This window comes from Marasmitruncus massiliensis (assembly GCF_900186535.1).
Taxonomy (GTDB): Bacteria; Bacillota; Clostridia; order Oscillospirales; family Ruminococcaceae; genus Anaerotruncus; species Anaerotruncus massiliensis_A.
In genome coordinates, this window is sequence record NZ_FYDE01000001.1 from 69,731 (window position 1) to 82,711 (window position 12,981).

The 12,981-nt window shown below is 55.0% G+C and carries 15 protein-coding genes and 1 rRNA gene; 4 read left to right on the top strand and 12 right to left on the bottom strand.

Annotation, left to right across the window (positions count from 1 at the left end; all coding sequences use genetic code 11):
* The first annotated feature begins 15 nt into the window (after positions 1-15).
* A complete protein-coding gene (locus C1A10_RS00350; RefSeq protein ID WP_101908326.1) occupies positions 16-693 on the top strand; it encodes a potassium channel family protein in 678 nt (225 codons plus the stop codon).
* A 133-nt stretch (positions 694-826) separates the two neighbouring features.
* Here C1A10_RS00350 and C1A10_RS00355 read toward each other — a convergent pair whose 3' ends face one another.
* Positions 827-1,312: a metallophosphoesterase family protein gene (locus C1A10_RS00355; RefSeq protein ID WP_101908327.1), complete on the bottom strand. Its 486-nt coding sequence runs from the start codon at positions 1,310-1,312 to the stop codon at positions 827-829.
* Positions 1,313-1,423: 111 nt separating this feature from the next.
* On the opposite strand from C1A10_RS00355, the gene C1A10_RS00360 reads away from it, so the two are divergent.
* The 3 genes from C1A10_RS00360 to C1A10_RS00370 are packed head-to-tail and all read left to right on the top strand — an operon-like array spanning position 1,424 to position 2,631.
* Positions 1,424-1,678: a hypothetical protein gene (locus tag C1A10_RS00360; RefSeq protein ID WP_101908328.1), complete on the top strand. Its 255-nt coding sequence runs from the start codon at positions 1,424-1,426 to the stop codon at positions 1,676-1,678.
* Positions 1,679-1,702: 24 nt separating this feature from the next.
* Positions 1,703-2,248 (top strand): hypothetical protein, encoded by a 546-nt coding sequence (locus C1A10_RS18285; RefSeq protein WP_180950918.1) that lies wholly within the window; start codon positions 1,703-1,705, stop codon positions 2,246-2,248.
* Positions 2,245-2,631 carry a hypothetical protein gene (locus tag C1A10_RS00370; RefSeq protein ID WP_180950919.1) on the top strand — a complete coding sequence of 129 codons (387 nt, stop codon included), beginning with the start codon at positions 2,245-2,247 and terminating at the stop codon, positions 2,629-2,631. The genes C1A10_RS18285 and C1A10_RS00370 overlap by 4 nt, the downstream gene beginning before the upstream one ends.
* 26 nt (positions 2,632-2,657) lie before the next feature.
* On the opposite strand, the gene rsmI is transcribed toward C1A10_RS00370, so the two are convergent.
* From rsmI to rrf, 11 genes are all read right to left on the bottom strand, one after another.
* Positions 2,658-3,476, bottom strand: a complete 819-nt coding sequence (gene rsmI, locus C1A10_RS00375) for a 16S rRNA (cytidine(1402)-2'-O)-methyltransferase (RefSeq protein WP_101908331.1) — start codon at positions 3,474-3,476, stop codon at positions 2,658-2,660.
* 10 nt (positions 3,477-3,486) lie between these two features.
* Positions 3,487-4,221 carry a tRNA1(Val) (adenine(37)-N6)-methyltransferase gene (locus C1A10_RS00380; RefSeq protein ID WP_101908332.1) on the bottom strand — a complete coding sequence of 245 codons (735 nt, stop codon included), beginning with the start codon at positions 4,219-4,221 and terminating at the stop codon, positions 3,487-3,489.
* Positions 4,222-4,328: 107 nt separating this feature from the next.
* Positions 4,329-4,499, bottom strand: a complete 171-nt coding sequence (locus tag C1A10_RS00385) for a DUF362 domain-containing protein (protein ID WP_101908346.1) — start codon at positions 4,497-4,499, stop codon at positions 4,329-4,331.
* Between the two features lie 200 nt (positions 4,500-4,699).
* Positions 4,700-5,554, bottom strand: a complete 855-nt coding sequence (locus C1A10_RS00390) for a PSP1 domain-containing protein (RefSeq protein WP_101908333.1) — start codon at positions 5,552-5,554, stop codon at positions 4,700-4,702.
* A 44-nt stretch (positions 5,555-5,598) separates the two neighbouring features.
* Complete coding sequence (locus C1A10_RS00395) at positions 5,599-6,555, bottom strand: DNA polymerase III subunit (protein ID WP_101908334.1); 957 nt, start codon at positions 6,553-6,555, stop codon at positions 5,599-5,601.
* On the bottom strand, positions 6,555-6,878 hold the full coding sequence (locus C1A10_RS00400) for a cyclic-di-AMP receptor (protein ID WP_101908335.1): 324 nt from the start codon (positions 6,876-6,878) through the stop codon (positions 6,555-6,557). Before C1A10_RS00400 ends, C1A10_RS00395 begins: the two co-directional genes overlap by 1 nt.
* A 101-nt stretch (positions 6,879-6,979) precedes the next feature.
* Positions 6,980-8,326, bottom strand: coding sequence for an aminotransferase class I/II-fold pyridoxal phosphate-dependent enzyme (locus tag C1A10_RS00405; RefSeq protein ID WP_101908336.1), 1,347 nt, complete (start codon positions 8,324-8,326; stop codon positions 6,980-6,982).
* 4 nt (positions 8,327-8,330) lie between these two features.
* Positions 8,331-9,383: a lipid II:glycine glycyltransferase FemX gene (locus C1A10_RS00410; RefSeq protein ID WP_101908337.1), complete on the bottom strand. Its 1,053-nt coding sequence runs from the start codon at positions 9,381-9,383 to the stop codon at positions 8,331-8,333.
* Positions 9,384-9,446: 63 nt separating this feature from the next.
* Entirely contained in the window at positions 9,447-10,259 is an 813-nt protein-coding gene (locus tag C1A10_RS00415; protein WP_180950920.1) for an epoxyqueuosine reductase, read from the bottom strand.
* Positions 10,260-10,410: 151 nt separating this feature from the next.
* The gene (locus C1A10_RS00420) at positions 10,411-12,660 is read right to left on the bottom strand and encodes a vitamin B12-dependent ribonucleotide reductase (protein ID WP_101908339.1); all 2,250 of its coding nucleotides are present in this window, start codon (positions 12,658-12,660) and stop codon (positions 10,411-10,413) included.
* Positions 12,661-12,856: 196 nt separating this feature from the next.
* A 5S ribosomal RNA gene (rrf, locus tag C1A10_RS00425) occupies positions 12,857-12,973 on the bottom strand.
* Positions 12,974-12,981: the final 8 nt, after the last annotated feature.

The window sequence follows — 12,981 nt, forward strand, 5'->3', positions numbered from 1 at the left end:
GGAGGAGACCGATTCATGAAAGTGATTGTAGTGGGCGGCGGAAAAGTCGGCTATTACCTGACAAAGACCCTTTTGGAGCACGGTCACAAGCCCCATCTGATTGAAAAAGAACGAAACACCTGCGCCCGTGCCGCGAACGACCTTGATGTACCGGTCATCTGCGGAGACGGCAGCACCATCGATGTGCTGGAAAGTGCCGAGACGCATGACGCGGACGCACTGATTGCAGTCACCGGGCGCGACCAGGATAACCTCGTGGCCTGTCAGCTTGCAAAGCAGCTGTTCCATGTACGGCGCACGGTGGCGCGCATCAACAACCCGAAGAATGCCGCTGTGATGAAGCAGCTTGGCGTCGACATTCCCGTTTCTTCCACCGACAATATCGCGCGGCTGTTGGAACGTGAAGTCGACAGTACCTCCATCAAGCAGCTGATGTCGCTCAACCGAGGGGAAACCTCCCTGTGTGAACTGCTGATTCCCCAGCAATATAAGCTCGACGGCGTGCGCCTTTCCGAACTGCAGCTGCCGGAGGAATCCATTATCGTTTCAATAACCCGCGACGGCAAATTGATTATCCCGCGAGGCAATGCCCAAATTCTCAGCGGCGACAAAGTTCTGGTCATCTGCGATAACAAGGTTGCGCATGAACTGTCCCGGAAAATAGGGCTTGAGGCCAACAGGGCGGACAATTAGCTGTCCGGCATGCGCGGCAATTGGGTTTGACAAATATGATTCGGGAGGTATCCGTTTGCGCGGATGCCTCCCGTTTTGTGTCAGATTCCTTTTTTACGGCAGATGGAATTTTCTTCACTTGCCTGCTTTAAAATTATGTCAAATCCAATTCATTGATAAAGCATACAATATCACGATCTGTAATATCAATTACACCGTAGCTGGGTTTGGTTCCCCGCGGCATCCCGAGGCTGCCGGGGTTCAAGATATGGACACCGTTCCGGTAGTCCATAAGCGGGATATGGGTGTGCCCGAACAGAATTACGTTCGCCTGAACCTCTGCGCCGGCACGGTAAAGGTCATCCAGTTCGTATTTTACATTGTACATATGACCATGTGTATAAAATATCTTCGCAATCCCGCAGGAAAAGCAGCCGGCCAAAGACGCGTTGGTACCAAAATCGCAGTTGCCGCGCGCGCTGAGGAATTTGCATTCCGGATAGATGTTTTCCACCTGTTCCAGCTCGACGGCACCGTCGCCCAGATGGATAAAAAGGGCCGCCGTGTTGCGGTATTTTTCCACCAGCGTATGCAGCGCGTAAAAATCCCTGTGGGTATCCGATGTTACAATAATCCGCATAGAGTTCGAAACCTTTCGGCTTAGATTCGACAGCTCCGCTGTCACACAATAGAGAATATCTGCTAATAATATATCATACAATGGAGTGAATGAAAACAGGCGGTGACAAACTTGAACAACAATTTTAATTTCTCTCAGAATCAGCTGGACGCCCTGATCAGGCTGGCAGGCAGGAAGATGGGGACCGACCCGCAAAAGCTCAAGCAGCAGATGGAGAGCGGCCAGATGGACAGCGTTCTGAAAAATCTTAACGCCAATCAGCAGGCACAGTTTAAAAATCTGGTGAACAACCCGGCTGCTGTCCAGCAGCTGATAGAAAACCCAAATATGCAGACTCTGCTGAAAAACCTGATGGGCGGCAAATAAACGTGGGGGAATGGAGGGATTACGATGGATGATTTAAACTCGACGCTGAGTGCAATTTTGAACGATCCGGACAAAATGGCCCAGCTTCGCTCCGTTGCGGAATCACTGGGCCTGAACCCGGGAGGGGGTGCCCCGTCTCCCCCTTCGCAGCAGAATACCGCTCCCGCAGGTGGCAGCGGAAGCCCAGGTAATTCGAACGGCAATGGCGGTATTGATGCCGCCGCCATTGCCTCCATTCTCCAGAATTTTCAAAGCGGAGGAAATGCAGGCACGGGAGGCGACGCGTCTTCCTCCGGAAATTCACAGGTGAATCTGGGGGCAATTTCAAAGGTCGCACAAGTTCTTTCCACATTCAACCAAAGCGACAAAAACGTAGAGCTGCTGCGTACATTGAAGCCGCATTTTTCTGCCGCCCGCGCAAGCCGCATTGACGACGCGGTGCGCATCATGCAGCTTTTGAAGGCCTGGCCCGCACTGCGTGACAGCGGCCTGCTCAGCAGCCTCGGCAATCTCGGCGGCCTTGGCAACCTTGGCAACCTTGGCAATCTGTTTGGAGGTGGCAGACGATGATGCGGTGGAACAGCACCAAGACCTATACGGAAGAAGACATTATGCGTATGCAGCAGGAAGCGGTCAGCCGTGTCCATGAAATGCAGGCACGCGCTCAAAATATGGCGTATTATGAATACGAGTCCAGGCCGGCAATCGGCGAACATTACGATCAGCCGGTAATCGAAGCGGAATCGAGAATCGTCCCGGTCGATCAGACATCGTCTCCCCCTCCGGAGGTATCCGCTGCTTCCGCACCCACGAACGATAACCAGTCCCATGGGCTGCTGAGCAATCTTAATCTTGACAGCGAATCTCTGCTGATTTTAGGGCTGATCTATCTGCTTTATAATGAAAAAGCCGACAATTCGCTTTTGATGGCACTGGGCTATCTCCTGCTTTAAGTTGCCGTTTCAGGCAATACATAGTTTCACAGGGCAGCCTTATAGAGCTGCCCTTTTTTATATCCGGTCTGGCGCGCTACATCCTTTGCGGCATCAGACAGGGACATGCCCCCCTGTGCCAGCGATTTTACCATTTCCACCGCTTCCTCAAGCGTCGGCGGTGTTTCCTCCGCGGGGGCGGCGCCTTCTATCACCAGCACAAATTCCCCCTTGGGAGTGTTCTCCGTATACCACCCCACCGCCTCGGAAAGCGTGGTGCGGCGCACCTCTTCATGAATCTTGGTCAGTTCCCGCGCGAGGGAAATCCGCCGGTCTCCGAATACGGTCAGCAGATCCTGCAGCGTGGAAAGCAGCTTATGGGGCGCCTCATAAAAGATCAGGGTACGGGTGTCGTTCTTTACCTGTTCCAGATGCTCCAACCGGCTGTTCCGCTTGACGCTCAGGAACCCCTCAAACGCGAACCGGCTTGTGGAAAGCCCGGAAACCGCCAGCGCGGAGATCGCCGCGCTCGGCCCCGGCACGACTTCCACCGCTACGCCGCGCTCGGCGCAGAGCCGCACGAGATCTTCCCCCGGATCGGAAATGCAGGGCATTCCCGCGTCGGTGATCACCGCGCAGGTTTCTCCCGCCTCCATACGCGCCACAATCTGTTCCCCGCGCTCGCGCAGGTTATGCTCATAATAGCTGACCAGCGGTTTTTTGATGCCGAAATGGTTGAGCAGCTTGAGCGATACCCGCGTATCCTCCGCGGCAATAAAATCGCAGTCCTCCAGCGCGCGCACCGCGCGGGGCGACAGGTCGCCGAGATTCCCGATCGGCGTGCCGACGACAAATAACTTTCCCATGGCGTTCTCCTTACAGATTGTGTTCTTTCTGGTAAATCCGCAGCAGTTCCGGCGAAAATCCGCCTTCTCCCTCGATGATGAGCGGCGCGTCCACCTGCAAAAACGGCTTTCCTCCCCGCCTGCCCTCCAGCAGAAACAGCCAGGGCGGCGTGTCCGGTTTCTGCTGGACAAACCGGAGCCGTTTTGGTTCCAGTTTTTCATGCCTCATTGCGGCAATCACATCCGCCAGCCGTTCGGGGCGTTGGCAGATACAAAGCTTTCCCCCGAATTTCAGAAGATAACGGGCGGCGGCGCAGACATCTTCAATGGAACACATGGTTTCATGGCGCGCGATCCGGTCCGCGTCGGTCTCGCTCATGATGCCGGTACCCGCTGTTTTATAGGGCGGATTGCAGGTTACCACATCTGCGGACCCAGCGGGCAGCCGTCCGCGCAGCTCCCGCAGATCGGCATGCACAGACACCAGCCGTCCTTCGGGAATCCCGCCTTCCCGAAGCGTAATGGCAAGCTGGTCGGCCGCCTTCTGCTGGAGTTCTACCGCATAGGCGATCTTCGGCGCGGTCTCCTCACTGCGGAACCACAGCACCGGGATAATCCCGCAGCCTGTCCCAAGGTCGCAGGCAATATCACGCCTGCGGGGCGCGGCAAAATCGGAAAGCAGAAACGCGTCGGTTCCGAATTTATGATCGGGCGTCACGCAGATTTTCAGCCGCTCTCCCAGCGGCTCAAAGGTATAATCAAACATGCGGGCGCTCCTTCCGATAAAAATGATACAGCATTCCACGCCGGATACAAAGAGAAAGCCCCCGCTGCACAGCGAAGGCTTCAGGTTTTTTCCATTCGGTCAGAAACTTATTCCGGCTTAATGGTCTCAACGGGGCAATCGGCAGCGCAGGCGCCGCATTCGATGCAAACCGCAGGATCGATCTCATATTTGCCGTCGCCTTCAGAAATGGCGCCGACTGGACAGGTATCCTTGCAGTTTCCGCAAGAGATGCAGTCGTCATGAATGACATATGCCATAGGGAACACCTCCGTATTATATGTATTTACCCAGCCGTTATCAGGCGGCCAGGCTATATCATATGCAGTCAGCTGCATATCATATGCAAAGTAAAAAAAGCAGTATAAAACAGGAAATGGTATCATAGCCGCTTGCGGTTATGATACCATATGTGACAAAAAAATACAAGATAAATTTGCTTTGCCGACGTTCGCCCGCGCTATTCGTTCTCCGCGTCCATCCCGGCCGGTTCTTCATAATTTTGGGTTTCGCGAAGGACCTTGACTTCCGACTTGTTATAATACTTCGCGGCCGCCTGATCTTTTTCGGGAGCCACTTTCAGCATTCCCGTGAGAAGATTGACTTCGACCACCGTTCCCCGGCCGTCTTTGGTGCGCACAAACGAGCCCTGTCTCGGTGTGGTGCGGAGCAGGTCCTCATAGGCTTCCTGCTCATATTTGAGGCAGCACATCAGCCTGCCGCAGGTGCCGGAAATTTTGGTGGGATTGAGGGACAGTCCCTGCTCTTTCGCCATTTTGATGGAGACCGGCTGAAACTCGCCCAAAAACGTGGAGCAGCAGAACGGACGTCCGCAGATACCAAGCCCGCCCAGCATTTTTGCCTCGTCACGTACGCCGATCTGGCGCAGCTCGATGCGGGTGCGGAAAACCGAAGCCAGATCCTTGACCAGCTCGCGGAAATCGACCCGCCCGTCGGCGGTGAAATAGAACAGGATTTTATTATTGTCAAAGGTGAATTCCACATCCACCAGTTTCATACTCAGCTTGTGTTTCGCGATCTTTTCATTGCAGATGGCAATTGCCTGCTTTTCGCGCGCCGCGTTTTCCTCCACCTTTTTCAGGTCTTCGGCCGTGGCGATGCGCATCACTTTTTTCAGAGGCTTAACAATGCTTTCATCCTCCACCTGCCGGTTTGCCATGGCGACCTCGCCGCATTCCACCCCGCGGGTGGTTTCCACGATGACCTTTGCCCCCTTTTCCACCTGCAGGGAATCAGGATCAAAGTAATACACTTTGCCCACGCTTTTGAATCGGACTCCTATGATTTCAGCCATCTTGTTCCTCCCTTGGTTTGTGTTTCCCGCGACGGGATTTTTTATTAGGTAAGTATCCCCTTGACTTCCTCAACCATGCATCCGCAGAGCAGCGGGATGCTGACATTGCGCTCTGCGCGCAGCGCGGCCTGCGCGACGATGTCCGAAACCTGCAGCGCCTGCGTGGCGGTGATACGGTTGAGCAGGCGCGGGTCCGCCCCGCTATGGCTGTAATGCGCCGCGGAAAGCTTTGCAAACGCTTCACGAAGCAGGGTAAAAAGCTGCCGCAGCCCCTCCCTGTCCTTATCGTAGGCCGCCAGCACTTTCAGCGCCTGATAACGGTCACCAAACAGCAGCGTTTCCTGCAGCCTCCGGGTATCCGCCGCCGCCCGGGAGGGTTTTGCCGTGCCGAGCAGGTCAAGTGCCTGTCCGATATTTCCGCCCGCTCCGGCGGCCGCCGCTTCCCGTTCAGTTTCGGAATGCTCCGGCGCGAGCCGCGCGAGCGCTTCTGCGCACTGCTCCGCAGACGGCAGTTCCAGTTCCATGGAAACCACCCTCGAAAGGATGGTGGGGAGCATGCGCGACCGGTTTTCACACAGCAGGACGAACCGCACGTTTTCAGGCGGCTCCTCAATCAGTTTCAGCAGCGCGTTCTGCGCCGCGGCGTTCATTGTGTGGGCACGGTCGAGGATATAAACCTTGCAGCAGCCTTCGTTCGGCAGCACATAGGCGTCCTGTCTGAGCTGGCGCACCAGTTCAATCGGAAACTCCTTTTTCCCGTCCGGCACCGTATAAAAACGCACGTCCGGATGAATCCGCTTTTCCACCTTGACGCAGTGGGGGCAGACACCGCAGGGCTTCGGCTCCCCTTCGCACAGCGAAATCTGCGCAATCAGGCCGGCGGCGGTCTTTTTACCGATACCGGCAGGCCCCTCCAGCAGGATCGCATGCGGCAAACGCCCGCCAGCGCTGAGGTTGGCGAGCGTACCGGTGACTCTTCGGTTATAGTCGAACTGAATCATTAAAGCTTTTCAAACCGTTCCACATTCATTACAAAGACGGTTGCGCCCCCCACCTGCACCTCCACGGGGAAGGAGGTATACATCCCGACCCCGTAAGACGCCGACGACGGAACCATCTGGGTACGTTTTTTTGAATATTTTCCGATGATGTCAATGACTTCTTCCACCTTGTCATCATCGGTTCCGATGATAAATGTCGTATTGCCCGCCATCAGGAAGCCGCCGGTAGTCGCCAGTTTTGTGACGGAAAATTTGGATTTGGTCAGTTCTTTGGAAACCTTGGAACTGTCGTCATTTGACACGATTGCAAAGATGAGTTTCATAAGCAGCCCTCCCTATGCTTTTCGTTAAGCCCATTTTACCACATCGGGCGGAAAAATTCCATAGTTTTTTGTTGGATTCTCTGTCGATGCGGAATTTCTGTTTACGCCATGACGCTGACTTCCCCGATTCCGTACGTTTTGAGCGCGGCGGCGGTCTCCTCGTCGATGCGCTCGCCGGGCATAACCACCGGAATTCCCGGTGGACAGGGCGAAACTTCCCCCGCCGCAATTTTCCCGACGGAGTTTTCCACATCGACGGTGAATTGTGTGGAAAACGCGGCTTCGCGCACCTCTGCCGCCTTTACGGGCCGAGGCAGAAGGACCGTCTGCGGAGCAGACCGCTCCTTTGGTTCAAACGCCGTAATGGCCTCCGCCAGCCGCTGATAATCCTCTTCGCGGTTCCGGCCGTTCGCCATCAGCACACAGGCCGTCCCGCTGATATATTCCGGCTCGATGCCGTGTCCGCGCAGGTACGTCCCAAACGAACCGCCGTCCCAGCCCGCCGCCGCGAACCCCAGCGTCAGCTTGGCGGGGTCGTGCATGCCTTCCGGCAGGGCAAACCCTTTTGTCCTTGCCGCCGCCGACAGTTCTTCCAATCGGCGGGCGGTATGGGAAAATCCGGCCTTTGCGCCGCTCAGCGCATATTGCAGGGCCGTCTCGCAGGAAAGCAGAATGGGATAACTCGGGCTGGTCGAACCGAACATCGACATCAGGCGTTTCGCGTCCTCCGCATAGCGGCTGTCACCGATATGCAGCAGCGCCGCCCCGGTCATGGCGGGCATGGTCTTGTGCAGGCTGTCCGCGCACATGGCCGCGCCGCAGTCGATCGGATGCGGCGAATCGTACCGCTCCGGCAGAAATTTCAAATGCGCGCCGTGGGCGTTGTCCACCAGCAGGGGAACGTCGAACGCACGGCAGATTTCAGCTATGGCCGGAAGATCGCTCATCACGCCGAAATAATCGGGCGAAGTGAGATAGACCGCAGAGGCATCGGAATGTTCCAGCAGCGCGGCACGCACCGCACTGGCCGTATAGCGCCCCTGATACCACTCGCCTGCGCTTCCGTCCGGATAAATCCATACCGGGTCAAGCCCGAGCAGCGCCATTGCGTTGATCGCGCTGCGGTGGAGATTGCGTCCCGCAATTAATTTTCTTCCGGTGCCGCAGGTAAGCGCCAGCATCGTCTGGATGCAGAGGGTCGCGCCGCCGGCGGAAAGCAGGGTACGCTTTGCGCCATAGGCATCGGCAAATGCCTCCTCCAGCCGAAGCAGGGGCCCCCGCGCATGGAACAGGCTGTCCGCGCCCTCCACCTCCGTGATGTCATAGGGCAGCAGTCCGGCAAATTCCTGCTCCCCGATTCCTTTATGGCCCGGCATGTGAAACCTTGCGGCGTCTCTTTCTATATACGTGCGCACCGCATCGCGCAGGGGGGTCTTGCTGTCTGTCATTCATTCAGCTCCGTCTCAGTTTCTTTTTAATGCCGCTTAATCTCCCGTTCAGGGATATCGCCCGTTTCACCATCTTGGCTTTCATCGGCTGGTATACATAGTCGAATTCGCCCGCAAGCTCGTCAATCTGACCGTTAAAGCCGCGCTTGAACTGGTACAGCCCGTACATGTGGCTGCCCTCTTCCAGATTTCCGGAGATGCCCTGAAAATCGTAGACATCCGCCTTTGTCTCCACTGCCCAGCGGATCATTTCCCACTGCATGAGATAGTTCGGCATGACATCGCGGTGAACGTTGTCCGAAGCGCCGTAGACATAGCAGACCTTGCCTGCATAGTTGGTGGTAATCGCGCCGCAGACCGGCTGGCTCCCATAAAATCCCATGTAAAGCCGGACATGCTCGCCAAGCGCTTCCAGCATCCGCTCAAAATATTCCTTCGGACGAGTATTAAAGCCATCGCGTTCACCGGTGGTTTTCATAATCCGCTCGAATTCACCTAAATATTCGGGGCCAACCGGGCGCACCTCCACGCCGCTGCGCATCGCGATGCGCACCTTGCGCCGCGTTCCCTGCGTCAGGTTGGCAAGCAGCTCCTCTTCGCCCCTGCCGTTTAAATACAGCCGGTAGTTGAACCGCGCCTGAATCCCCTCGAAGCCGTCGGGGCCATAGCTCTGCGTAAATCCCATGCTGTCCGCAATTTTGATGAAATCGGTATCGGACATCAGCACATCAGGGTCCATTTTAAACGTGTGGGCGTTATATTTTTTCGCCAGTTCATCCACACCCAGCTTGAGGTCGGCAAGCACTGCCATGTCATGCAGATCGCAGACCGGGCCGCGCGGCGCGTATAAAAAAGCGGTGCCGACCAGCGGAACCGGCTGGATCAGGACGGAAATGCCGCCCACAATTTTCCCGTTCTGGTCGCGCGATACAACAGCCTCAAAGCCCCAGTTGTTTTTCACCTTCTGCCAGTTGACGCTCTGGGTAAAACAGCCCTGCGGATGGCTGAGCACAAATAGTTCATATTCGCCATATTTATCGGGTGTCAGAATTTCCAAATCAATCGCTCCTTGCCCTGTCTGTCAGAAAAATCGGCGGCGTAACCGCCCGCCTTTTCGATATTATAGCACTTTTTTGCGGGAAATGATATCCAGATTCCGCAGCAGCACATTTTTCCCGCGCCATCCATACGCTTTCGAGTCGCAGAGTTTTCCAACATTATCCTGCCCGACCATCGGCTGGATATCCCGGTAGAATTCCTTCACGGCCGAGCGATGGGCATGGCGGTTGACCGGGCAGGCATCTGTACAGCGATCACAGCCCCAGACAAACCCGCCTTTTTGAATCTGTTCTTCCTCCCATGGGGTCAGCGTGCCTTTCTTCTGCGTAATGTGGGAACGGCAAAGTTCCTTTTGGAACCCGTCCGTCCGCAGCGCCCCGGTCGGGCAGACGGCGACACATTTTCCACAATGAGTGCATAGTCCCGTGGAAAACTTTTCGGCTTTCGGCAGGGAAAGCGTTGTCACAAGTTCCCCGATAAAGCAGTAGCTGCCGTAAACCGGATTCAGCAGCTGTCCGTTCATTCCGATTTCGCCAAGCCCTGCAAGGCAGGCCGCCCGCACTTCGGCGACAGGGGAACTATCAATAAATTGTATAAATTGTTCGTCTTTATACAGATTTCTGAGCTTTTCCGCCAGATTATCCAGCTTATTCCGAATTACAACATGATAATCGTCCACAATCGCATAGCGAGATATATTCCGTTCGGTATATTCTCCAACATAATATCCGAACAGCAGTACAATTACGCTGGCGGCGCTGTCCGGGATCCGGCTTTTCGCACGCACCGGGAGCAGCGGCAGGACATCCGCAAACGCGCAGATCCCCCACTGGTCAATCCCTTCTTCCATGAACAGCCGTTCCAGTTTTCCCACTATGCTCCCCTCCCCTGCCGCACGGCACATCGGGCAGTATGCCCAGCAATACACTTTCGTAGACATTCAGCCTATCATGTTTTGCCGTTTCGCGCAAGCCGGTACAGCAAAAAGCCCCGCCATGCGCGGGGCTTTTTCATTTTAACCGGTTTTAGTTGCATTTAGAGTAGCCGCAGGAACGGCAGCTGACACAGCCGCCCTCGTGTTCCATCGGGCTCCCGCATTCCGGGCAGAATTTATCGGGCAGCTTCTCGGTTTCTTCTTCCTGATGATGGGCCGCTTTTGTTTCGGCGGGCCGCACCGGCGCTTTCTGCGCTTCAATCATATCCGAAGTCTTTTTAATCACCCTCGCAATGGCGTCCGGGCAGGAGGTGCATTTCATTCCCGTGTGCCGGATGGTGGAGGGGCAGCGGATGCCGCGAAGCTGTTCAAGGAGCTCGTCCTTGCTGACTCCGGAACGAAGCGCGATGGATACCAGACGCGCGGTTGCTTCCGACTGGGAGGGGCATCCCCCCGCCTTTCCGGTGGAGGTAAATACTTCACAGATGCCGTTTTCGTCATAATTCACGGTAACGTAAAGGTTGCCGCACCCGATTTTCATGCGCTCGGTAATCCCGCAGGTGACATCCGGACGTGGACGGGGTTTGATGCTTCCGTAGTCAGGGGCGCTTTCCGCGGAGGCGCCTTCCTTTTTCACCGAGCCTATATTGAGCACCTGCTCCGCGCGGCTGCCGTCGCGGTAGATGGTAACGCCCTTGCAGTCAAGCTGGTAGGCCAGCATATAGACCTCCTGCACATCCTCTACCGTCGCGTCATGGGAGAAGTTGACAGTCTTGGAAACCGCATTGTCGGTATATTTCTGGAACGCCGCCTGCATCTTGACATGGTAAAGTGGGCTGACATCGTGCGCACAGACAAATATCCGGCGGATGTCTTCGGGCAGCTCCATGATATGCGTGAGTGTGCCTTCCTGCGCAATGCGCTTCATCAAGTCGTCACTGTAAAGCCCGCGGTCGATCAGCACCTTTTTCAGCGTCGGGCTGACCTCGATCATTTCGGTGCCGTCCATGACATTGCGGATGAACACATAGGCGAATACTGGTTCTACGCCGGAGGAACAGCCCGCGATGATCGATAGCGTGCCTGTTGGTGCAATGGTTGTAATGGTCGCGTTGCGAAGCGGCGGGCCGCCCGCAAACACACTTTCTTCAAACAGCGGGAACGCGCCGCGTTCCTTCGCCAGTTCGACAGATTTCGCACGTCCGGCCTCCGTAATGTACTTCATTACCCGGCCCGCGAGCTCGACCGCTTCGTCGGAATCATAGGGAATTCCCATCAGCCCCAGCATATCTGCCCAACCCATGACTCCCAGCCCGATTTTGCGGGTCTGCTTGGTGGTAAAATCAATTTCCGGCAGCGGATATTTGTTGACGTCGATGACATTATCAAGAAAATGGGCTGCCTTCTGCACGGTATCTTTCAATTTCGCATAATCAAGCTCCATGCTTCCGTCCTTTTCCGTAAGCATGTTCACAAGATTGATCGAGCCAAGATTGCAGGATTCGTAAGGAAGCAGGGGCTGTTCCCCGCAGGGGTTGGTGCTTTCAATCTCACCCTGTTTTGGGACGACATTATCGCGGTTCAGCCGGTCAAGAAAGATGATTCCAGGTTCCCCGTTCCGCCACGCGCTCTCGACGATTTTAGTAAATACCTCACGGGCGTCAAGTTCGCCGACAGCGGTTTTACTTTTCGGGTCAATCAGCTTATAACGGTTATTATGCTGCACCGCATGCATAAATTCTTCGGTGATGCCGACCGAAATGTTAAAATTAGTGATATCCGCGTTGTCTTTTTTGCAGTCGATGAATTGCAGGATATCCGGATGGTCGATACGCAGGATCCCCATATTCGCGCCGCGGCGGGTTCCGCCCTGTTTCACTGCCTCCGTTGCCATATTGAACACCCGCATGAAGCTGACCGGTCCGCTGGCGACACCGCCCGTTGTACGGACGGTAGAACCGCTTGCACGCAGCCGGGAAAAAGAAAATCCTGTACCGCCGCCGGATTTATGGATCAGCGCGGCCTGCTTGATCGCTTCGAAAATTTCTTCCATAGAGTCGCCGACCGGCAGGACAAAGCAGGCAGAAAGCTGCCCGAGCTCTTTTCCCGCATTCATCAGCGTAGGGGAATTCGGCAAAAATTCAAGATTGGTCATCATGTCGTAAAACTGCTTTGCGACAGCGGCAGTATCCGCATTCGGGTCGTGTATCAGGTCTGCCTGCGCAATTGCGTTGGCTACCCGCATAAACATCTGATCCACCGTTTCAATGTTTTTTCCGGTTTGATCTTTCATCAAATACCGCTTTTCCAAAACAGTCAGCGCATTCTTTCCAATCTTCATACTTCAACGTCCTTTTACACAATATTGTGTCATTTTACAACATCACACCATATATTGTGGTGCTAAAAATCATTTTATCACGAAATTCCGAATTATGCAACGTCGACGTCCCAATATTTGCCTGTCATTTGTAACAAATTTTCATATAAAAAACTAATAAAAAAAGATCCATTCATATTATGAATGGATCTTTTAGAGCTGGCAAAGACCTATTTTCCCAGGCAGCTTCCCGCCAAGTATCATCGGCACTGCTGAGCTTAACTACTGTGTTCGGAATGGGAACAGGTGGGACCTCAGCGTAATAAACACCAGCCATATGAA